Source organism: Corynebacterium sp. c25Ua_47 (genome assembly GCF_039907205.1).
Classification (GTDB): domain Bacteria; phylum Actinomycetota; class Actinomycetes; order Mycobacteriales; family Mycobacteriaceae; genus Corynebacterium; species Corynebacterium hiratae.
The window spans coordinates 241,084-261,775 of sequence record NZ_JASBOH010000001.1; the positions used below are offsets into that span (position 1 = coordinate 241,084).

Here is a 20,692-nt window from a genome sequence, read left to right on the forward strand (position 1 = left end):
TCGTGAACTGCAGAAAGGGAGCTTTATTTAAAGCGAAGAAGCGTTAGTTAGCCACCGGCTTGGCAGCGTGGCGGCCTTCGGTCACACCACGAAGGTGGGCAACGCGAGAAGGCTCGATGTTGAGGGCACGCAGCTCATCATCAGTCAGAGAAGCGTAGACGTTGTGAACGGTCTTCTGCTCGTATGCCCAGTCCGGCTCCTCGTGGCCTACCGGCTTGTTACGGGCGGTCAGGGTGCGCACCTGGGAGAGCTTCGGCTGCAGAGCGTAAATCACCAAACCGAGGGCGATAAGGACTGCCAGGGTGATGAGCCAAATCGTCTCCACGTGGCCCTTGTGGTTACCAAAGTTATAAGCAAGCAGGAACACGACGGACGTCCAACCGGCGATCTGTACGCCCGAGCGGCTGATGCGGGACCAACCGAAACCTGCGGACGGGACGTCATCGGTGGATACGCCGTCGAAAACCTGCGATGCCGGCTTGTGGGAAGACACTTGCTCTCCTTTGCGTGTACATGCAGCTCACCCTGGTTAGAACTTGTTGACTCGAGCGAGCGCACGAAAAATGCCAGTTATTCTGTGTAGTAGTTTAAATGATCCTGCCGACAACCGCGATTAAACACCCCCGCCTTTCGCTATCGGAGCGCCTATGACTCCGGCTAGGGTGAACAGGGTGAGTACCCAACGCATTCTGATTCTCGGCTCTACTGGTTCGATTGGCACCCAGGCTCTGGACGTTATCGCGGATAATCCGGATAAATTCACAGTCGTGGGTATCGCTGCCGGTGGGTCCAACCCACAGCTCGTCATAGAGCAGGCCCGCGCTCTCAACCTTTCGTTTGACCACGTGGCCGTCGCTAAGCCCGAAGCAGCCCGCACCGTTTCCGAGGCTCTCGGCGGCGCTGTGCTGTCGGGCCCAGACTCCGCAGAACAACTTGTCAAGGCCATCGATGCGGATAAGGTTCTCAACGCGCTTGTTGGATCCATGGGCTTGGCATCCACCATCGCCACCTTGGAGAAGGGCGAGCTGTTGGCGTTGGCGAACAAAGAATCTCTCGTCGCCGGCGGCTCCATCGTCACCCGCTTGGCGGGGGAGGGGCAGATTATTCCGGTGGATTCCGAGCATTCCGCCATGGCGCAGTGTCTGCGTGCGGGCAGCGGTGTGGAGCTCGAGCGCCTCGTTCTTACCGCCTCTGGTGGTCCCTTCCGCGGGTGGACCCGCGAGGAGATGTGGGATGTCACCCCGCAGCAAGCAGCGCAGCACCCGACGTGGTCGATGGGGCAGATGAACACCCTGAATTCGGCGACTTTGGTGAATAAGGGCCTTGAGCTCATCGAGGCGACCTTGCTGTTCGACATCCACCCGGACCTTATTGATGTCACCGTTCACCCCCAATCCATCGTGCACTCCATGGCCACCTTCACCGATGGCTGCACGATTGCGCAGTGTTCCCCGCCGTCGATGAAGCTGCCGATCTCCTTGGCGCTGGACTGGCCACGCCGCGTGCCGGGTGCCCAGCCGGCGTTGGATTTTTCCACCGCTCATGACTGGCGCTTCGAGCCGCTCGGTGACGAAGCCTTCCCGGCCGTTCGCCTTGCCCGGGAGGTAGCCGCTGCCGGCGGCACGCATGCCGCTGTATATAACGCTGCGAACGAGGAGGCAGCAGCTGCTTTCCTGGCGGGCCGCATCCACTTCCCGGAAATTGTTGACGTTGTTAGCCACGTCGTGGGTGAGGCCTCGGAGTTCGCTGGTGTACCCTCTAGCGTCGATGATGTCCTCGCCGTGGAAGGCGAGGCCCGCCACCGCGCAAATGCGTTGGTGGATTCACTCGCTCGTTAGAAAGCCTCAGAGTTTATGGCAAATGTCCTCGGTATTATCCTCTTCGCTTTGGGGATCGGCATCACCGTTGCCCTACACGAGGCAGGCCACATGTTCACCGCCCGTGCCTTCGGTATGCGTGTGCGGCGTTACTTCATTGGCTTTGGTCCGCGCGTCGCATCCTTTACGCGCGGCCACACCGAATACGGCCTCGCAGCTCTTCCAGTGGGTGGCTTTTGCGATATCGCGGGCATGACGGCGCAGGATGAGTTCCTCACCGAGGAGGAAGAGCCCTACGCCATGTACAAGAAGCCGGCATGGCAGCGCATCATCGTGCTGGCTGGTGGAATCACGGTCAACCTGCTGTTGGGTTTCATTATCCTGCTGATCATTGCCATGACCACGGGCCTGCCCAACCCAGACGCGGATGTGCGCCCGCGCGTTGGTGAAGTGTCCTGCACGGCGAATCAGAATTCCGCTGGTGACCTCGAGCCCTGTCAAGGGAAGAGCCCGGCGGGTGAAGCGGGAGTGGAGCCAGGGGACATTGTTCTAGCGCTCAACGGTGAAACGATGGATTCCTTCGCCCAGCTTCGAGACACCGTCATGACCCACCCGGGCGAAACCGTTACCCTCACAGTGGAGCGCGATGGCGCACCACGTGATTTCGACATTCCCCTGGCCACCGTGACTCGCCTCAACGCTGAGGGGCAGCTGGTGGAGGTCGGTGCCATCGGCATGACCAACCAGATCATCGACATCGTCGAAACCTATTCCTTTATCGAAGCTTTCCCAGCGACCGCTCGGTACACGGGCTTCGTGCTGGACGCTACGGTCCAGGGAATCGCCCAGTTCCCCGCAAAGATTCCAGGTGTGGTGGCTTCCATCTTCGGGCAGGAGCGCGATGTCAACGGGCCGATGTCCGTGGTGGGTGCTTCCCGCGTAGGCGGCGAACTAGTGGAGCGCAGCTTGTGGTCTTCCTTCTTTATGATGCTGGCTACCCTCAACTTCTTCCTCGCGTTGTTCAACCTCATCCCGCTGCCACCTTTCGATGGCGGCCATATCGCCGTCATCATCTATGAGAAGATCCGCGATGCTCTGCGCCGCCTCATGGGCAAGGAGCCGAAGGGGCCGGCAGACTATACCAAGCTCATGCCAATTACCTATGTGCTGGCTTTCCTCCTCATGGCGGTGGGCGCGCTCATCATGATTGCGGATGTGGTCAACCCGATCCGGCTATTTGGCTAGTGATCCCGCTGTCTTGTGCGGTGCTAGAGTGGGGGCGTTAAACCCCAATTAGCAAGGAGCGCACATGTCGACCCCTATTGGTCTTGGAATCCCCGACGGCCCACCTCCTACCTTGGCGCCGCGCCGCAAGACGCGCCAGCTCATGGTTGGCCAGGTTGGTGTGGGCTCTGATCACCCCATTTCCGTGCAGTCGATGACCACGACGAAGACGCACGACGTCAACGCCACCCTTCAGCAGATTGCCCAGCTGACCGCCAGCGGCTGCGATATTGTTCGCGTTGCCTGCCCGAAGACGGTGGACGCGGAGGCTTTGCCGGCGATTGCCAAGAAGTCTCCGATCCCCGTGATCGCCGACATCCACTTCCAACCCAAGTACATCTTCGCCGCCATCGACGCCGGCTGCGCCGCTGTTCGCGTCAACCCGGGCAATATCAAGGAATTTGATGGTCGCGTGAAGGAAGTTGCCAAGGCGGCGGGCGATGCCGGTATTCCGATTCGCATCGGTGTCAATGCTGGTTCCCTGGACAAGCGCATCATGGAGAAATACGGCAAGGCAACCCCGGAGGCCCTCGTCGAGTCCGCACTGTGGGAAGCTGGCCTCTTTGAGGAGCACGGCTACGGAGACATCGCTATTTCCGTAAAGCACAATGACCCAGTCGTCATGGTAGAGGCCTACCGTCAGCTCGCCGCTCAGTGTGACTATCCGCTGCACCTTGGTGTCACCGAGGCCGGCCCCGCATTCCAGGGCACCATCAAGTCTTCGGTTGCTTTCGGCGCCCTGCTTGCCGAAGGCATCGGCGACACCATCCGCGTGTCCCTCTCGGCGGATCCGGTGGAAGAAATCAAGGTCGGCGACCAGATCCTGCAGTCCCTCAACTTGCGCCCGCGCAAGCTGGAGATTGTCTCCTGCCCGTCCTGTGGTCGCGCACAGGTGGACGTCTACAAGCTGGCCAACGAAGTCACCGAAGGCCTCGACGGCATGGAATTCCCGCTGCGCGTGGCCGTCATGGGCTGCGTGGTGAACGGCCCGGGCGAGGCCCGCGATGCAGATCTCGGTGTGGCCTCCGGTAACGGCAAGGGCCAGATCTTCGTCAAGGGTGAGGTCATCAAGACCGTTCCTGAATCCAAGATCGTGGAAACGCTGATCGAAGAAGCGATGCGCCTGGCGGAGGAGCAAGGCCTCGAGGCCGTGGAAGGCGCCAAGGCTGAGGTTCGCGTTACCAAGTAGCACGCCTGCGGTGTGGGGTGGCCGCCGCGCCGCCCCAGGCTGCTACGCTGCCCAAGCATGAAGAGGTTCGTGGCGCTGCTGGGTGCGGTAGGTTTCGCGGCGTCGTCTGTGGTGGGATGTACCCCCAAGCCGGTGTCCGCACGCCCAATTGCAGAAGAGTTTCTCGAGAGCATGGAAACTCGCAACAATGAAGAGCTGGTACAGCTGATCGATGACGGAACCACCGCCACGCACACCCTCGACGCCACCTTCGCCGGCCTCCAAGCAGAGGGCCTCGACGTCGAGCTGACCGGGGTAGATCAGGAAGAGGCTCAGGCCACCGCGCACTATTCAGTGACGTGGACGCTGCCGCGTAATCGTTCCCTCCGCTATGACACGTCCATGGCCTTAACTCGCAAGGACAAGGACTGGACTGTCCGCTGGCAGCCCAGCATCATTCACCCCGATCTCGGAGCGCACCAGCACCTCGAGCTGCGCTCAGTCGCGCCGAAGCGCGCGGGCGTGGTCTCCTCCGATGGCGTTGAGCTGATGTCACCGGGGCTGCAATACCGCCTTGTTGTCGATACCGACGCTGTTGATGACCCGCGCCCGCTGGCAGCTAAGGTTTCCGGCGCTTTGAGCCAAGCGCATCGGGAGGATGATTCCATTCCGGAGGTTGATTCTGGCGAACTTGCCACAAACCTCGAAGGAATCGATGGCTCCTACTCGGTCACCATGCTCAACGAGGCCCAGGCAGCGAGGCTGCGTCCCGTCCTGGAAAACCAGAAGGGGATTCGCTTCAATGAGGAGCCGGCGCTCATCACTCGCGATACCGGCCTGGCACCCGACATCCTCTCCCGTGTGCGATCCATGGTTTCTGAAGAAGTCGATGGCAAGAATGGTTGGTCCGTCTCTGTCGTGAACGAACACGGGGCTGCGCTATCCGACGTCGAGTATCACGAGCCCGAAGCGGCTCCGTCCATCAAGGTTTCGCTGGATTATGACGTTCAGCGTGCTGCGCAAGAAGCCATTAATCTGCACCCCGGGTACGAGGCCATGATTGTGGCCATGCGCCCCTCCACGGGCGAAATTCTGGCCGTGGCGCAAACCCCGGAAGCAGATAAGAAGGGCGACATCGCCCTCCAAGGCCAGTTCCCTCCCGGATCGGTCTTCAAGATTATTACGGCCTCGGCGGGCGTCGACAAGCAAGGCCTGTCCACAGATTCCATCGTGCCCTGCCCGGGCACCATGGATCTGTACGGGCGCACCGTGACCAACTACAACGGGTTCTCGCTCGGTTCGGTACCGCTGCGCCAAGCCTTTGCACAATCCTGCAACACCACGTTCGCGCAGATCTCGACCGACCTCCCCAAGGGTGAGCTTCGCGACGTGGGCAAGCAATACGGGCTGGGCATCGACTACGAGGTGCCGGGGCTCTCGACGATTACCGGATCGATCCCAGAGGGAGAAACCCCGCTTGAACGCACGGAAGCCGGCTATGGCCAGGGCCTTGACCTTGTCTCTCCCTTTGGCATGGCGCTTGTTTCTTCGACGGTAGCGGCTGGCAAGACCCCGACGCCGACTCTCATCGAGACACGGGAGACCAAGGTTTCCGAGGAGGTCTCCGCGCCGAGTGAGGAGACGCTGAATCAGGTACGGGACATGATGCGTCAGGTGGTGGCGAGCGGTACTGCGGCGGGTATGCAAGCACAGGGAACCATTTATGGAAAGACCGGTGAGGCAGAAATCAACGATGGCTCGCACGCGTGGTTTACCGGCTTCCGCGATGACGACATTGCTTTTGCCACACTCGTGGTGTTGGGCGGTGGCTCGACGATTTCCGTCAACATCACTGATAACTTCCTACAGCGTTTGGATGCCCTCCGCGCGGAAGGCCACGGCGAGGTTGCTCCCGCACAAGAGCAGTAGCGCGCGCTCATGAGCGTGCCAATGGTGCTCTTTGTCGGGTGCTGGGGAAGAGGGCTACCATGAGTAGTTATGACTAAGCGCGCGATGCTGAAACAAGAAAAAGATACTCCAATCCGCACGGTACCGAAGGATATCGAACGCCCAGAGTACGTGTGGAAGGATACGGTCCAGGAAGCGCAGGGCGAGCCGTTTGTGCAGACCCCGGAGGTCATTGAGGCTATGCGTGAGGCCTCACGCATAGCGGCCAACGCTCTGCAGGAAGCCGGAAAGGCTGTGGCTCCCGGTGTGACCACGGATGAGATTGACCGCGTTGCGCACGAGTATATGTGCGATCACGGTGCCTACCCGTCGACGCTGGGGTACTTGGGCTTTCCGAAATCCTGCTGCGTGTCCCTCAATGAGATTGTCTGCCACGGCATCCCGGATACCACGGTGATTGAGGATGGCGACATCGTCAATATCGACGTCACTGCCTTCAAGAATGGTGTGCACGGCGATACCAACGCCACCTTCCTCGCCGGCAATGTCTCGGAGGAGCACAAGCTGTTGGTGGAGCGCACGAAGGAAGCGATGATGCGCGGCATCAAGGCGGCGAAGCCCGGCCGTGAGATTAACGTTATTGGTCGCGTTATTGAGTCTTATGCCAATCGTTTCGGCTACAACGTGGTTACCGATTTCACTGGCCACGGTGTAGGCCCCACCTTCCACAACGGCCTCGTCGTGCTGCACTACGACTCTATGGCCTACCGCGACATCCTTGAGCCAGGAATGACGCTGACCATCGAGCCGATGATCAACCTGGGCTCGCTGGACTATGAGATTTGGGACAACGGCTGGACCGTCCAGAACACCGATGGCAAGTTCACCGCCCAGTTCGAGCACACCATCGTTATCACCGATGACGGCAACGAGATCCTTACCCTGCCTGGTGAACTCGACTAGCTAAGAGGCGGTAAGGCTCGGTCTTAAGACAGTACCTCTTAAGACGCACAGAGCTGCCCTTGTTGACGAAAGTGCTCCGGATTCTTCAAAGGATCCGGAGCACTTTCGTCAGTTTGGAGGGGGTGCGTGCGCCCGTTGCGCCAGAGGTCGGAGATAGACAAAGCGCCCACCTCCGTAAAAGGAGATGGGCGCTTTCTAAGGCGCTGAGCTAATCAGCGAGTCCGCGTACTAATTAGCGGCGGAAGATCGGGTCCAGCACGTGTGCCGGGATGATGTGGTTGTACACAGCGAAGTTGTACGCAGCGAACAGGGCACCTGCAATGGCGGAGCCGATAGCAGCGTAGGTGCCCTCACGCCAAGCCTTAGCCCAGGTCGGGTTGGTGGTGCCATCAGCGGTGTTCTCGCCGAAGAGGTCGGCGCCGGCGACCTTCTTGTCACCCTCGGTAGCGTCGCCCCACTTGGAGGACAGGGTAGCGTCGCTGTCGTCCTTCTTGACCTTCTCGTTTGCGGAGGACAGCTCGGAGGAGAGGGAGGTTTCCTCGGTGTTCTCAGCAGCGAAAGCAACGGAGGTGCCAGCGAAAGCAACGGAGGCGGCGGTTGCAGCAGCAACAGCGGCGGTGCGGAAGTTACGCATGAAGTTTAAGCCTTTCGGAAAGTGTGTGGGGCGTCTTAGAAGGACGGGCCGTGGACGAAGAAGTTGTAGACCACGCCGATGAGGCCGGCGATGGAAGCGACGGCGCTAGCAACGCCTACGCCGTAGAAGGTCTTGGCCCAGGTCGGCTGGTCGCCGATGGTGGTGCACTCGCCAGCTTCGCCCTCATCGCAGTGCTCAGACTTGGAGGAACCAAAGATGGCACGGCCGTCAGCCTCGGTGCCGATGTTGTCGTCCTCGTCGACGTTGAACCAGCCGCCAACCTTGGAGGACAGGGAGCCCTCAGGCTTGTCGTAAGGCTGACCGCCCTTTGCGTCTTCGACAGCTTCGGTGGTGTTGGAGCCGTCGAAGGTGGCTGCGGTGGCAACGGTGGAGCCGCCGAAGGCAACTGCGAGAGCGGTAGCGCCGGCGAGGGCTGCATTGCGGATACGCATATCAAAATTCCTTAATGTCGTACGTGCAAGGCCTCCTGGCGGAGGAGCCTCGATTCACAGGGATAGGGATGAGTTTGGTATCCCCAAAACACACTGAGCCGACAGAGACCATCGACTCGTTCCGGTGTCTGTATAAAACCTATCCAACGGTCAGCCAAAATGCACGCTAGTTGGAGCGTTCTTTTACGCAAGCGGCAGGGGTACCCCCAAATTGGGTTAAACCCTGAAAGCTGGCTGAGTGATGTTGCGGGCGTTAAGGCGGCCTTGTAATGCCAATAGATAAATAAGGGGAAATTAGTTCAAGGGTAGTGTGAAATAAATCACTGAACGATCTGTAACGATCACTCTAGCCACTCTAGTCCCAAAACGGCATTTTCGACGACCTCCGGCAACGCCGGGTGGATCCAATACTGTGAACGGGCGAACGTGCGCATGTCGAGGCCGCAGCTCATTGCGGTGATTAACTGTTGTATGAGAGTGGAGGCTTGCGGGCCCATGAGGTGAGCGCCGAGGAGCTGACCGGTCGAGCGGTCGGCCACGAGCTTGCAGACGCCCGTTGAATCCTCCATGGCCCAGCCATAGGCGACATCGCCGAAGTTCTGTACCTTCACTGTGACGTCGTAGCCCTGCTCGCGGGCCTGGGCTTCGGTGAGGCCCACGGTCGCAATCTGCGGGTGGGTGAAGACGGCGGCGGGAACGTGCTCGTGGGGCATGGGCTGAAGATCCTCTGGGTGCAACAGATTGTGCTGCACTGCTCGCTGCTCCGCGTTGGCGACGTGCTTGAGCATGTAGGGCGAGGAGACGTCGCCCAGCGCCCACACGCCCTCACAAGTGGTGCGGCCGTACTCGTCGACCTTGATGCGTCCGTCCTCGTGCATCTCGATCCCACTGGCGGAGAGATCCATCAGGTCGCCGTTAGGCTGGCGGCCGGTGGCGACAAGGATTGCCTCTGCTTCCAGGACGTCACCGTTATCCAAGGTGAGGCGCACACCGTCTGCGGTTTCTTCCACCGCCGTGGCGCTACCGATGCGGACATCGAAACGCTCTCGCAGGATGTCGTTGAAGCGTGAGCGTAGCTCTTCATCGAGGAAGCGGAGGAATGTCTCCGAGCGGTTGACCACGGTTACCTTGGTGCGCAGGCCGTCAAAGACATGGGCGAACTCCATAGCGATGTAGCCACCGCCGACAACGATGAGGCTGCGGGGCTGCTTATCCAGGCGCATGATGTCTTCGTTGGTATGGATCGGGGCAGTTGCGCTGGCATAGGGCTCAGGTAGTACCGGGCGCGAACCGGTAGCGATGACGATGTTGTCGCCAGTGATAATGTCATCGCCCACCTGCAGGGTCTTTGGTCCGATGAACCGCGCGTGTTGGTCAAAGACCGTAATATTTGGGGTCTCCTCGCCGCGGCGGTACTCTTCGCCGCCTTGGGCGATCAGATCAATGCGGTTGTCGAAGACGCGCTTGACAATGCCCTCCCAGTCCACAGCGTCCACGTGGGCGCTGACGCCAAGGCGCGTGGCTTCACGCGCAGCAAGCGCAACGTCGGCCGCATAGACGTACATTTTTGTAGGGATGCAGCCTACGTTGAGGCAGGTGCCTCCGAAGGTTCCCTTTTCAATGATGGCAATAGATTTATCGTCAAACTCGGGGGAGGGGATGGAGTTTCCCGACCCGGTGCCGATGATGACGAGATCAAAGTGCTGTGCAGAAGTCATGGCGACCATTGTAAAGGTTCTACAGCCGCGGCTTCTGGAGGTCGAAGAGCGCGCAGTGCGCACACTTACTGAGCACGCTGTTCTGCGTTTATCGGCGCAACGACGCGAAGCCACTCGGCCGCGGCATTCAGCGCGTCCTCCAACGGTTCGGGCCGAGAGAGGAAAAGGTCGTGGCGGCCATCTTGGACGACGTGGAGGGTGTAGCGCGAGCTCAGCTCCTTAGCCCAGCGCTGACTTTGCCGGACATCGACGACGACATCGGCCGTGTTGGAGGACTCGCTATAGGGCTGATCAAGTTGTGAGCGCGCCGAGGTCATCGTCAGCAGTGGAACTCCAATGGTGATACGCCCGGAATGGATGGCGTCGAAGCCGTGGAAAACAGCAGCGACCCAGCCCAAGTATTTCGCGTGCCCGCCCAGCGGTTTCAAGCGGCGATCAAAATCCCACTCGCCCTGTTCGTGGGAATGGATGGATTCCCCGTAGGTGGTGAGATCCCCGGCGGGTAGCTCGACGCGTGGAGCGATAGCAGCGCCGGCATAAACTATGCGCTTGACCACCTCATAAGCGCCGTCCGACATTCCCATCATGGCCAGCCAAGGGCTGTTGAAAACGACACCGGCGATACGGCTGAAACGCGCGGGGTCGTGGCGGCGAAGACGATCAAGCCACAGAGCGATGATGGTGCCGGCTGTGGAGTGTCCCATGATGACGACACGTGGGTTGGGGAGGGCGTCGAGGGCCGCGTTGAGGTCGGCATCGTAATACTGCACATCACTGATGTAGTGCCAGGTTTGTCCCTCCCGGCGGGAGCGACCACATTTGCGCAAATCGACTGCATAGAAGGCGTAGCCGAGCTCATAGAAGTAGCGGGCAACGTGCTCGTGGAAGAAGTAGTCTGTCATGCCGTGGACCCACACTAGAGCGGGGCGATCGTCGTGGGCGTTGGCGGCGGGGCTGTAGCGCACGAGAGTCGCGCAGACATCGCCTTCGCCATCGGGATCGGTGCCGAGCTCGAGCGTGGCAGCCTGAAAGTCTGGGCCGAGAAGATCTTCTGACCATTCGAGTTTGTCAAATGTCATGGAGTTCATGATAGGTCGTGCGGTCAGATCCGTTCGGATGGGCGGGGAGCTGAGCTGATATGCCCTGCACCTCAAAAGGGGTGGTGGTTTGGGATTCGGGCATTTATGTTTCGAGGAATGCCTATTTCGCAGGAAGGGGCGTAAGGTGGAATTAATGCTTGACGGATCTTCCTGAGTGGAGGTCTGTATGCCGGCTTGGCCTTAGCATCGTCGAGCGCTTTCTCACCGCGCCCTGCGCACCCACATGCGCAGGGCATTTGACCACATCGAATACATCGACTCTAAGAGGTAATAAGTACAGTGTCCTCCGATAAGAAGACAGCACAAGTAGTAGACGAGGTTGAGGTCGCACTCATTGGTGCAGGTATCATGAGCGCCACCCTCGGCGCCATGCTGCGTGAACTCGAGCCCAGCTGGACTCAGATGGTGTTCGAGCGCTTGGACGGTCCTGCTCTTGAGTCCTCCTCCCCGTGGAATAACGCCGGTACGGGCCACTCTGCACTGTGCGAGTTGAACTACACCCCGGAGAAGAACGGCCGCATTGACGTTTCCAAGGCCCTGAACATCAACGAGAAGTTCCAGGTTTCTCGCCAGTTCTGGTCCCACCAGCTCAACAACGGCATCCTCACTGACCCGAAGGCCTTCATCAACCCGGTTCCGCACGTGTCCTTCGCGCAGGGTTCCATTCAGGTGGATTACCTGAAGCGCCGTTTCGACGCGCTGAAGGACAATCACATGTTCCCCAACATGCAGTTCAGTGATGATGACGCCACCTTCCAGGAGAAGCTGCCCCTGATGTCTGAGGGCCGCGATTTCGGCTCCCAGAAGGTGGCCATTTCGTGGACCGATGCCGGTACTGACGTTAACTTTGGCGCCCTGGCTAAGCAGTTCTTCACCGCAGCTAAGGCTGCAGGCACCGAGATCCGCTACGGCCACGAGGTCGTCGATATTAAGCGTGACGGTTCCAAGTGGCGTGTGGTAGCAAAGAACCTGCACACCGGTGATTACGAAGCTGTCCACGCCAAGTTTGTCTTCGTCGGCGCGGGCGGTTACGCGCTCGATCTGCTGCGCAAGGCAGGTGTCCGTGAGGTCTCTGGTTTCGCGGGCTTCCCGGTCTCTGGCCTGTGGCTGCGCTCCAAGAACCCGGAGCTGGTCAAGCAGCACCACGCCAAGGTCTATGGCAAGGCTGCCGTCGGTGCTCCGCCGATGTCCGTGCCGCATCTGGACACCCGTGTCATCGACGGTGAAGAAGGCCTGCTGTTTGGCCCCTATGGTGGCTGGTCCCCGAAGTTCCTGAAGAAGGGCTCTTACCTGGACCTGTTCAAGTCCATCCGTCCGGACAACATCACCTCCTACCTGGGCGTGGCAGCACAGGAGTTCGGCCTGACCAAGTACCTGGTTACTGAGGTCCTCAAGGACTTCGACAAGCGCGTCGAAACCCTCAAGGAATACGTCCCGAGCGCCGATCCGGCCGATTGGGAGACCGTCATCGCTGGCCAGCGCGTCCAGGTCATTAAGCCGGCGGGTGCACCGCAGTTCGGCTCCTTGGAGTTCGGTACCACCCTCATCAACAACCCCGAGGGCAGCATCGCCGGCCTGCTCGGCGCTTCCCCGGGTGCCTCCATCACCCCGGCCATCATGGTCGAGCTGCTGGAGCGCTGCTTCGGTGAGCACATGATTCAGTGGGGCGACAAGATTCAGGAAATGATTCCGTCCTACGGCACCAAGCTCTCCAAGGACAAGAAGCTCTACGAGGAGATGTGGGAGTACACGCAGAAGACCCTGCAGCTTGAGTCCAAGTAGTCCCGCTTTTCGCTTCGCAGGTAACTCTCAGTAACTGGCAGGAAGCGTCCAGTGCATCGGAACGCTTCGCCAAGGAGGATGCTCCATACTTATGTTGTGCGTTTGAGAGAGCGCATGCGAGAGATAGAGAGAACCCCAGCCGCGCGGGGCGGTCGGCCTGAGAAACCGACTGGGAGCGTGGCAGTGAAAGATAGAGACACACCACCGCCCCGAGACTCCGTTTCCTTTCCTACGGAGAACTCGGGGCGGTGGTGTGTTCCCTTCTGTTTTGCACTCTTAGGTGCCGCAGTAGGTGAGATACCCCTCCGTGCCACCGGGCTGTTCATAGTCCGGTGCGGGGTCGAAGGGGTGGGTCGTGGCCTGGAGAAGGCGGGAGAACTCATCAAGATCGCCCAGCGCGGCTTCGACCAGACGCGGGCGGGGAATCACACGCGGCACGCTTCGCTCGAGTCGCGCAACGTCGGGGCCACTCGCGCAGTAGGCGTCAACGAACTGCGTGCCCGCGAACGCCTCATAAGCGGCTGCCGGTGTACCTGCCGCGGCGCTGACGAGAGCTCGGTGGGCCTGAGTGAGGTCTGGGCTCGCCTCAGTGAGTGCGGTGCTGTAGTCCCGAAAAAGCTCTTCAGGCATCTGCAAGCGCTGCAGTGCTTCGGCTCGCCGTGCTTTCTCGAAGCGTTCCGCAAAGGAATTGATGGCTTCCTGGGCCCAAGCGAGGGCGGAGTCAGGGGAGTCGTCGAGAAGCGGCAGCAGGGATTCAGCGAGCCGCGCGAGGTTCCATCCCACCATGTCGGGCTGGCGGCCAAAGCGGTAGCGGCCCTGCGTATCGATGGAACTAAACCAGGTATCGGGATCATAGTTTTCCAGGAATGCGCAGGGGCCGTAGTCGATGGTCTCGCCCGATAGCGTGGTGTTATCCGTATTCATCACGCCGTGGATAAAGCCCAGCTGCATCCATCCGGCGACCGTAGCGGCTTGCGCATCCATGGCACGGATGAACAATTCCTGATAGTCGGCACCGGGGTAGTGGCGTTCAATGGTGTAGTCAGCGAGCTGTTCGAGCAATCCGGGCCGCTGAGACTGCGCGGCGAAGTGAAAGGAGCCGACGCGAATGTGGCTTGCGGCCACGCGCACCAGCACGCCCGCCTCCTCCACCACTTGGCGTTGAATGGGGCGGCCGGTGGCAAGGACCGCGAGGGGCCGAGTAGTGGGTACCCCCAGGGCATGCATCGACTCGGAGAAGAGATACTCGCGCAGCATCGAGCGCAGTGTGCCACGACCATCAGAGCCGAAGCGCGAGTACGGTGTGGGTCCCGTCCCCTTGGCGTGCAGATCCCACAGACCTGCCGGGTTATGGGGAGCGGTGGGGCCTGTGACCTCTCCCAGTAGGAGAGCGCGGCCATCACCCATGGATGGGTTGTACTGCCCGAACTGAAAGCCGGCGTAGGCCATGGCGTGGGGAGCGATGGGGCCGCGGCCGAGGAGAAACTCCACGCCTTCGTCGCTGCGCAGCCAGTCTGGGTCGAGCCCGAGCGCAGAAGCCAGCTGTTCATTGAGCACCACGATCCGCGCCGCGGGCTGTTCCTCCCCTCGGGCCTCGGAGACGAAGTGGGGCAGGCGGTGGGCGAACTCAGTGTGCAGCTCGAAGGGAAGGGAAGGTTTAGGCATCGCAGGACTCCAGAGTGCCGCGAACGCGCACGTGGACGTTGCCGCCCACCCAGATGTTCCCGCCGTCGTCATCGATGAAGACTCGACCAGCGCGTCCTACCTGGCGACCTTGGGCCGCGGTGTAGCGAGCAGGAACTGCATTCTTGGCGCGGAGGAATTGGGCAGCCCCGCCGTTGAAGGACCCGGTGACGGGATCCTCGAAGTGCCCGGTAATGGCTCGTACTTCATACGCGGGGGCATCACCACCGGTGAGGCCGACCACGCCGACCTTCACGCCAGGCGTGGGTGTGGGGTTGAGTTCGCGTACTGCCTCGGCGGAATCCAGCTGGATGAGGCGCCATCCGGGGCCGTTGTCTACCCAGCCGGAGTCAACGATGCGGTCGACGTCAACTCCGAGAACTGCAGCTGCATCGGCTCGTTCGGCATCGCTGAGAGCCCCCTCGCGCACCAAGGGTGGGGTAGCGAAGGCGAAGCGTCCGTCCTCCTGGCGCACGGTGACCAGGCCTACACCGCATTCCTGAATTAAGGTGCCGCTTTTTTCAAGCAGCTCTGCTGCCACCCGGGCGGTGCCCAGCGTGGGATGGCCGGCGAAAGGAAACTCTTCGTAGGGGGTAAAGATCCTCACCCGGTAGTCCGCGCGTGGATCCGTAGGCGAGCACAGGAACGTCGTCTCAGAGAAATTGGTCCAGTGCGCGATGCGCTGCATCTCTTCGGTGCTCAAGTCATCGGCATCCGCGACCACGGCGAGGGGATTTCCGCTGAACGGACCAGTGGCGAAGACATCTACTTCAAAGAATCGGTGCTGCATGGACCCCAAGCCTAGTCGCACCGGTGGGTGCGGAGGTCTACGCTGGGCTGCATGAGCGAAGCACTCTTTAGCCGCGTCGAGCCCATCCAAACCATGGCTGATGGGACCGTCAAGCAGGTCAACCCCTTCTCCGGAACGGAGGTGTGGACGGTGCCTGGCCGCGGCAACCGCCCGCTCGCGCATCCAGCACAGGACCCACAACCGCTGGCGGCCGATGCTTTCACGCACACCTGCGCCTTTTGCTCAGGCCGCATGCTGGATACCCCGCCAGAAAAGTCCCGCATTTTAGCCTCGGGGGAGATTCAGCGCGGCCTCCTTCCTCACGAGCTGGATGAATCCGTACCCGCCTTTCGCCGCGTGCCCAACCTTTTTGAGATCGTGTCCTATGACTATTGGCACGAGAACTATGGCTACACCATGGACCCCGACGTGGCCCGCCACAAGGAGCGCTACGAGTCCGACGAAGCTGGGCGCCTGCATGTGCTCAATGTGGTGCGCACCAAGCTCAAGGCGGCGGGCAAGGATGCCGCGCTGGACGACGACTCTTTGCTCGCCCTCGCCGATGGCTTCTTCGGAGGTGGCCACGACGTCATCATTTCTTCGCGCCACTTTGTGGAGGGTGCGGTCGATGACAGTCAGCTCGCGTCCTCCGGCACGCTGAGCCCCGACGAGCACTTTCTCCTAACAACCTTTACAGCAGAATCGACGCGCGAGCTCTATCAGCGCAACCGCTATGCTTCCTATGTCGCCGTGTTTCAGAACTGGCTGGCACCGGCGGGCGCGTCCTTCGACCACCTGCACAAGCAGCTCGTCGCTATTGACGCTCTAGGTATGGCTGCCCACCAGGAAAACGCGATTCTGAGGGCGCACCCGAATATGTACAACGATTGGGCGGTTGGCTACGCGGCAAAGCGCAACCTCGTTATCGCCGAAAACGACTATGCGGTTCTCTTCGCCGGCTTTGGCCACCGCTATCCCACACTGGAGATCTTCTCCAAGTCGCCGCGCTGTGAGCCCTGGGAGCAGACCCCCGGTGAGGTACGCGGGATGTCTGATCTCATCCACGCAGCGCATGCCGCCGTGGGGCCGGATGTGGCCTGCAATGAAGAATGGCACCACCGCCCGCCTAGCGTGGATCTGCCGCAGCCGTGGCGCGTGATGATCAAGCTCAGGGTATCGACCCTGGCCGGCTTTGAGGGCGGCACGAAGGTGTACATCAACACCATCGATCCCTGGGGATTGCGCGATCGCATCGTGGATGCCATGTTCCGCCTGCGCGAGCGCGGCAAGATTGCCTCCGGTATCGCGATTGCCACTGAGTGCGAGCTCAAGCGCAACAGCTTGCGCTATAACCCATTGGTTTGAATGGCCCCGCTTCTCCGGGGGCAGATAAATTGATAAATAGATAAATCAGACCACGAGCACGAGCTCGGAACCACGCAATTCGGTGCTCATGCCTGCCTCCTGCGCAACACTGGCCGCATCCTTGAGGGAGGAGACGCCTTCACCGTGGAGGGCTAGCACGCGTGCGAGCTCCCCTTTGTAGTGCTTGTTGAAGTGAGAGACCACCTTGCGGGAGCCATCCTCTTGCACCGTCTCCACGCGCACGGTGGCGGCGTCCTTGAGCTTGCCCAGTTGCTGGTAGGTGCCCGAGCGCATATCGAGGAGGAACTCGTCGGCGTCGACAAGCGCGCGCAGCTCCTCCGTGATGGCCGTACCCCAGCGCGACTTCAGCGTCCGCCCGCCCAGTTTCGTACTACCGGAGAGTCGGTAGTGCGGGATGAGGTCATCGGCGCGCACCAGACCAAATAGTGCATCGCCCACGGCGAGGTAGCTCCGCGCTTCCGGGGGAAGGGTGGGGGGCGTCGAGGGCGTCGTACAGCACGCCGGTGAAACGCTCCAGCGCGGGCATGGTCGGGGAGGATGCCAACTCGCGGTTAGACTCGGCTTCCCCACGCAGCTTCTCAGAGAGTTTGAGCACTTCCAGCGCTTCATCGACGTCGAGGGACGACAATTCTGCAGCGATTTCTTGGCGGATCGGATTCAACGCGGGAAAAGAAAGCTCGTCCCAATTCAGGGCCGCGCCGTTGCCGCCGTGTGCTTTGGTCTCAGAAGGAGGGAGGATGATCAGCATGGCTACATGCTAGCGATGTAAACTGAGCAACCATGATTACACGTCTTTCTGAGCTTTTCCTCCGCACTCTTCGTGAGGATCCGGCTGATGCCGAAGTCCCCAGCCACAAGCTTCTCGTCCGCGCAGGTTATGTGCGCCGTGTCGCGCCGGGTGTGTACACCTGGCTGCCACTGGGGCTGCGCGCCATGCGCAAGATTGAAGACGTAATCCGTCAGGAGATGAACGCCATCGGCGGCCAGGAGATGCTCTTCCCGGCGCTGCTGCCGCGCGAGCCTTACGAGCAGTCGAACCGCTGGACGGAGTACGGCGATAACCTCTTCCGCCTCAAGGATCGTAAGGGCGCTGACATGCTCCTAGGCCCGACCCATGAGGAGATGTTCACCACCGCAGTGAAGGATATGTACTCCTCGTACAAGGATTTCCCGGTCACGCTGTATCAGATCCAGACGAAGTACCGTGATGAGGAGCGCCCGCGCGCCGGCGTGCTGCGCGGCCGCGAGTTCACCATGAAGGATTCCTATTCCTTCGACATGACGGATGAGGGGCTCGATGAGTCCTATGCCCGCCACCGCAAGGCTTACCAGAACATCTTCGATCGCCTAGAGATTGATTACGCGATTTGTAAGGCCACCTCTGGCGCGATGGGTGGCTCGGCCTCTGAGGAGTTCCTCGCCGTGTCTGAGGTAGGCGAAGATACCTTCGTGCGGGCCACCGAGGGCGATTACGCCGCCAACGTGGAGGCCGTGGTCACTCAGGCTCCGGAGGAAATCCCCTTCGACGGCCTGCCGGAGGCACAGGAGCATGAGACTCCGAAATCCGAGACCATCGAAACGCTGGTGGAGTGGGCTAAGAGCGCCGGCATTACTGTCGCCGACCGCGAGGTCACCGCAGCGGACACCCTCAAGTGCATGATGATCAAGGTGGCAGCCCCCGCAGCTACGGAGGAAGAGAAGGAATGGGAGCTCGCGGCCGTCCTCATTCCGGGCGATCGCGAGCTGGATGAAAAACGCCTGGAGGCTTCGCTTGAACCGGCCGAGTTCGAGCTCGCCAGCGATGAGGATTTCAAGAAGAGCGACTTCCTGGTCAAGGGCTACGTTGGGCCGCGTGCCCTTAATGCCCACGACGTGAAGGTTTATGCCGACCCGCGCGTTGTTTCCGGGTCGTCGTGGATTACCGGTGCCGATGCCCCGCAGCGTCACGTCGTCGGTTTGGTGGCTGGCCGTGACTTCACTGTGGATGAGTTCATCGAGGCCGCCGAGGTCAAGGAAGGGGACCCGGCACCGAACGGCCAGGGCACTCTGACCCTGGAGCGCGGTATCGAGCTGGGCCACATCTTCCAGCTGGGCCGCAAGTACACCGAGGCTTTCGACGTCCAGATTCTGGATGAGAACGGCAAGCGCGCCGTGCCGACCATGGGTTCCTATGGCATTGGTGTGACGCGCATGCTCGCGGTGCTGGCGGAGCAGCGCCACGATGAGAAGGGCCTCAACTGGCCGGTGGCTGTGGCCCCGTACCAGGTGCACGTGGCCGTAGCGAACAAGGATGCCGCTGCCCTCGAGGCAGGGCAGAAGCTGGTGGAGGATCTGGACCGCGCGGGCGTGGAGGTGCTCTTCGACGATCGCCCGAAGGTTTCCCCGGGCGTGAAGTTCAAGGATGCTGAGCTTTTGGGTATGCCGTTCATTGCCATCTTGGGCCGCGCCTTTGCTGACGGCATCATTGAGCTGCGCATCCGCGGCGGCGAGACCCGTGAGGTCCCCGCCAACCAGATCGTGGAGACGCTCACCGAGCTCATCCGCGGTTAGCAGCTAGCAGAAGCTAGGCGGCGTGGAAGCGATGTGACTGCGCCGCAACCGCGATAAGCCAGCGCTGCCACGGGGCTGACGGTTCAGCTGAGATGGCCGCATCGGTCCACTTCAGCGTGTCGTTGCGTGCGGCCTCGTCGATGAATGCGCGCGCTGAGTCGGCGTCCGTCGGTAGGTTTCCTGCCGGTGAATCATAGGCCGGCGCGGCCTGCGGCACAGCGCCGAGCTTTTCTAATTGCCCTTGAAGCTGCAGGATTCTGTCCTCATGAGCGTGCAAAAGCTCATCAACGTGCGCCTCCTGGTCGGGGGACACATAGGAGCGCGCGAAATCGAGGGAATAGACCTGCTGGTACTCCCATTCCAAGAGAGTAGTTGCGGCATCGCGTTCCTGCTCGGTGAGTTCGGGGACTTCAGCAAGCTCATCATCGTTCCACGCTGCGAGCGCAATAGCTTGTGCTACTACAAGAGCGCGGGATTCCTCAGGGACGCTGCTGATGTTCTCTTCTGAGGAAGAGGAGGCGTCGTGAAGCACGGCGGCCACGTCAGCGGAATCGCGTGGGACAACCTCACGGTCGACTGCGCAAGAGCGAGGAGCATTTCCTTCCTCATCGCGGCCGCACAGGCGGTCGATTTCGTCATAAAGCTGCTCAGCCTGTTCCGCGCGCAGGGCCGCGGCATCCGCATCAAGCTCTTCCAATGTGAGAGCATCCGCGCTGGCGGCTTGAGCAAGCGACGCGAGGGAGGGATCCGCGTGGGGGCCAAAATAGTCCACGATCGCGTCGGTGGCTTGGCAGCCGCCCAACCAGGGGGCGGCGCAGACAAGGAGGGCGGGCACAACTACTCGGCGGTTCACGCGATAGACCCTACCCGTGTGACCTAGTCTAGAGCGCATGGCATTCCCAACACCCGCGCAACTGACCGAAATCCTGCAGCCTATTGCCGCCGCACGCGACCTCGACATCGAAGACGTCAAGACCACACGAGCTGGTAAAAAATCCCAGGTCATCATCCGTATCGATGGTGATGAGCGCCCGAGCTCCGACCTCATTGAAGAACTATCGCAGGAGATTTCCGAGCTTTTTGATGCCCAGGAGGAAGCGGGCGCCCTCAACTTTGGCGCGGGCTACACCCTGGAGGTGTCGACGCCAGGTGTGGACTTCCCGCTGAGCGCCCCGCGCCATTGGCGCCGCAACCGAGGAAGGCTGGTCGGATATGCGCTTGCCGAGGAACCTGGAACCACTCGCGTCGCGCGCATCGGCGGCCTGTCTGAGGACGAAGAATCCGTGGCGCTTATCACGACGGTGAAGAAGGAGGTGCGTTATCAGGTCGAGCGATTGGAAAATGTGAGCCGTGCAGTGGTAGAAATTGAGTTTGCTCAACCTTCAGCACAGGAGCTGGAGGCGGCAATGCAGACGTTCGACTTCGCCGAGCAGAACTCGGCAACCCGAGAGGACTAA

General features: G+C 60.8%; 17 protein-coding genes and 1 pseudogene. 9 read left to right on the plus strand and 9 right to left on the minus strand.

Going from position 1 to position 20,692, the window contains the following annotated elements; genetic code table 11:
• Window positions 1-43: 43 nt before the first annotated feature.
• Window positions 44-493: a DUF2631 domain-containing protein gene (locus QKE52_RS01110; protein WP_046648059.1), complete on the minus strand. Its 450-nt coding sequence runs from the start codon at window positions 491-493 to the stop codon at window positions 44-46.
• Between the two features lie 154 nt (window positions 494-647).
• On the opposite strand from QKE52_RS01110, the gene dxr reads away from it, so the two are divergent.
• The 5 genes from dxr (at window position 648) to map (ending at window position 7,140) form a co-directional block, all read left to right on the plus strand.
• Window positions 648-1,838 (plus strand): 1-deoxy-D-xylulose-5-phosphate reductoisomerase, encoded by a 1,191-nt coding sequence (dxr, locus tag QKE52_RS01115; protein WP_347947887.1) that lies wholly within the window; start codon window positions 648-650, stop codon window positions 1,836-1,838.
• A 15-nt stretch (window positions 1,839-1,853) separates the two neighbouring features.
• Complete coding sequence (locus tag QKE52_RS01120) at window positions 1,854-3,062, plus strand: site-2 protease family protein (RefSeq protein ID WP_347947888.1); 1,209 nt, start codon at window positions 1,854-1,856, stop codon at window positions 3,060-3,062.
• Window positions 3,063-3,126: 64 nt separating this feature from the next.
• Window positions 3,127-4,290, plus strand: coding sequence for a flavodoxin-dependent (E)-4-hydroxy-3-methylbut-2-enyl-diphosphate synthase (ispG, locus tag QKE52_RS01125; RefSeq protein WP_046648061.1), 1,164 nt, complete (start codon window positions 3,127-3,129; stop codon window positions 4,288-4,290).
• A gap of 57 nt (window positions 4,291-4,347) precedes the next feature.
• Complete coding sequence (locus tag QKE52_RS01130; protein ID WP_347947889.1) at window positions 4,348-6,198, plus strand: penicillin-binding transpeptidase domain-containing protein; 1,851 nt, start codon at window positions 4,348-4,350, stop codon at window positions 6,196-6,198.
• A 69-nt stretch (window positions 6,199-6,267) separates the two neighbouring features.
• Window positions 6,268-7,140: a type I methionyl aminopeptidase gene (map, locus tag QKE52_RS01135; RefSeq protein WP_347947890.1), complete on the plus strand. Its 873-nt coding sequence runs from the start codon at window positions 6,268-6,270 to the stop codon at window positions 7,138-7,140.
• Between the two features lie 232 nt (window positions 7,141-7,372).
• Here the strand turns inward: map and QKE52_RS01140 are convergent, their stop codons facing one another.
• The 4 genes from QKE52_RS01140 to QKE52_RS01155 all read right to left on the minus strand — a co-directional run bounded on the left by QKE52_RS01140 (window position 7,373) and on the right by QKE52_RS01155 (window position 11,023).
• Window positions 7,373-7,774 carry a hypothetical protein gene (locus QKE52_RS01140; RefSeq protein WP_070515645.1) on the minus strand — a complete coding sequence of 134 codons (402 nt, stop codon included), beginning with the start codon at window positions 7,772-7,774 and terminating at the stop codon, window positions 7,373-7,375.
• 35 nt (window positions 7,775-7,809) lie between these two features.
• Window positions 7,810-8,226: a hypothetical protein gene (locus QKE52_RS01145; RefSeq protein WP_049155406.1), complete on the minus strand. Its 417-nt coding sequence runs from the start codon at window positions 8,224-8,226 to the stop codon at window positions 7,810-7,812.
• A gap of 341 nt (window positions 8,227-8,567) precedes the next feature.
• Window positions 8,568-9,953 carry a mycothione reductase gene (gene mtr, locus QKE52_RS01150; RefSeq protein WP_046648067.1) on the minus strand — a complete coding sequence of 462 codons (1,386 nt, stop codon included), beginning with the start codon at window positions 9,951-9,953 and terminating at the stop codon, window positions 8,568-8,570.
• 56 nt (window positions 9,954-10,009) lie between these two features.
• Window positions 10,010-11,023, minus strand: coding sequence for an alpha/beta hydrolase (locus QKE52_RS01155; RefSeq protein ID WP_049155451.1), 1,014 nt, complete (start codon window positions 11,021-11,023; stop codon window positions 10,010-10,012).
• A gap of 300 nt (window positions 11,024-11,323) precedes the next feature.
• Between QKE52_RS01155 and mqo the strand changes: the two genes are divergently transcribed.
• On the plus strand, window positions 11,324-12,826 hold the full coding sequence (gene mqo / locus QKE52_RS01160) for a malate dehydrogenase (quinone) (protein WP_046648068.1): 1,503 nt from the start codon (window positions 11,324-11,326) through the stop codon (window positions 12,824-12,826).
• Window positions 12,827-13,102: 276 nt separating this feature from the next.
• Here mqo and QKE52_RS01165 read toward each other — a convergent pair whose 3' ends face one another.
• Window positions 13,103-14,491: a protein adenylyltransferase SelO family protein gene (locus tag QKE52_RS01165; protein WP_070512658.1), complete on the minus strand. Its 1,389-nt coding sequence runs from the start codon at window positions 14,489-14,491 to the stop codon at window positions 13,103-13,105.
• Window positions 14,484-15,299, minus strand: a complete 816-nt coding sequence (locus QKE52_RS01170; RefSeq protein WP_070512662.1) for a PhzF family phenazine biosynthesis protein — start codon at window positions 15,297-15,299, stop codon at window positions 14,484-14,486. Before QKE52_RS01170 ends, QKE52_RS01165 begins: the two co-directional genes overlap by 8 nt.
• 51 nt (window positions 15,300-15,350) lie before the next feature.
• On the opposite strand from QKE52_RS01170, the gene QKE52_RS01175 reads away from it, so the two are divergent.
• The gene (locus QKE52_RS01175) at window positions 15,351-16,664 is read left to right on the plus strand and encodes a DUF4921 family protein (RefSeq protein ID WP_347947891.1); all 1,314 of its coding nucleotides are present in this window, start codon (window positions 15,351-15,353) and stop codon (window positions 16,662-16,664) included.
• Between the two features lie 45 nt (window positions 16,665-16,709).
• On the opposite strand, the pseudogene yaaA reads toward QKE52_RS01175, so the two are convergent.
• Window positions 16,710-17,433 (minus strand): annotated as a pseudogene (gene yaaA, locus QKE52_RS01180) (peroxide stress protein YaaA).
• A gap of 32 nt (window positions 17,434-17,465) precedes the next feature.
• On the opposite strand from yaaA, the gene QKE52_RS01185 reads away from it, so the two are divergent.
• A complete protein-coding gene (locus tag QKE52_RS01185; RefSeq protein ID WP_347947892.1) occupies window positions 17,466-19,235 on the plus strand; it encodes a proline--tRNA ligase in 1,770 nt (589 codons plus the stop codon).
• Window positions 19,236-19,248: 13 nt separating this feature from the next.
• Here QKE52_RS01185 and QKE52_RS01190 read toward each other — a convergent pair whose 3' ends face one another.
• The gene (locus QKE52_RS01190) at window positions 19,249-20,088 is read right to left on the minus strand and encodes a hypothetical protein (protein WP_070512668.1); all 840 of its coding nucleotides are present in this window, start codon (window positions 20,086-20,088) and stop codon (window positions 19,249-19,251) included.
• Between the two features lie 37 nt (window positions 20,089-20,125).
• Here QKE52_RS01190 and rimP point away from each other — a divergent pair, with 37 nt between their 5' ends.
• Window positions 20,126-20,692 carry a ribosome maturation factor RimP gene (rimP, locus tag QKE52_RS01195; RefSeq protein ID WP_347947893.1) on the plus strand — a complete coding sequence of 189 codons (567 nt, stop codon included), beginning with the start codon at window positions 20,126-20,128 and terminating at the stop codon, window positions 20,690-20,692.

Excerpts from the sequence above, each read along its gene's own strand:
- dxr (WP_347947887.1), top strand. The coding sequence starts at position 648 with ATGACTCCGGCTAGGGTGAACAGGGTGAGTACCCAACGCATTCTGATT.
- QKE52_RS01120 (WP_347947888.1), top strand. The coding sequence starts at position 1,854 with ATGGCAAATGTCCTCGGTATTATCCTCTTCGCTTTGGGGATCGGCATC.
- ispG (WP_046648061.1), top strand. The coding sequence starts at position 3,127 with ATGTCGACCCCTATTGGTCTTGGAATCCCCGACGGCCCACCTCCTACC.
- QKE52_RS01130 (WP_347947889.1), top strand. The coding sequence starts at position 4,348 with ATGAAGAGGTTCGTGGCGCTGCTGGGTGCGGTAGGTTTCGCGGCGTCG.
- map (WP_347947890.1), top strand. The coding sequence starts at position 6,268 with ATGACTAAGCGCGCGATGCTGAAACAAGAAAAAGATACTCCAATCCGC.
- QKE52_RS01140 (WP_070515645.1), bottom strand. The coding sequence starts at position 7,774 with ATGCGTAACTTCCGCACCGCCGCTGTTGCTGCTGCAACCGCCGCCTCC.
- QKE52_RS01145 (WP_049155406.1), bottom strand. The coding sequence starts at position 8,226 with ATGCGTATCCGCAATGCAGCCCTCGCCGGCGCTACCGCTCTCGCAGTT.
- mtr (WP_046648067.1), bottom strand. The coding sequence starts at position 9,953 with ATGGTCGCCATGACTTCTGCACAGCACTTTGATCTCGTCATCATCGGC.
- QKE52_RS01155 (WP_049155451.1), bottom strand. The coding sequence starts at position 11,023 with ATGACATTTGACAAACTCGAATGGTCAGAAGATCTTCTCGGCCCAGAC.
- QKE52_RS01165 (WP_070512658.1), bottom strand. The coding sequence starts at position 14,491 with ATGCCTAAACCTTCCCTTCCCTTCGAGCTGCACACTGAGTTCGCCCAC.
- QKE52_RS01170 (WP_070512662.1), bottom strand. The coding sequence starts at position 15,299 with ATGCAGCACCGATTCTTTGAAGTAGATGTCTTCGCCACTGGTCCGTTC.
- QKE52_RS01175 (WP_347947891.1), top strand. The coding sequence starts at position 15,351 with ATGAGCGAAGCACTCTTTAGCCGCGTCGAGCCCATCCAAACCATGGCT.
- QKE52_RS01185 (WP_347947892.1), top strand. The coding sequence starts at position 17,466 with ATGATTACACGTCTTTCTGAGCTTTTCCTCCGCACTCTTCGTGAGGAT.
- rimP (WP_347947893.1), top strand. The coding sequence starts at position 20,126 with ATGGCATTCCCAACACCCGCGCAACTGACCGAAATCCTGCAGCCTATT.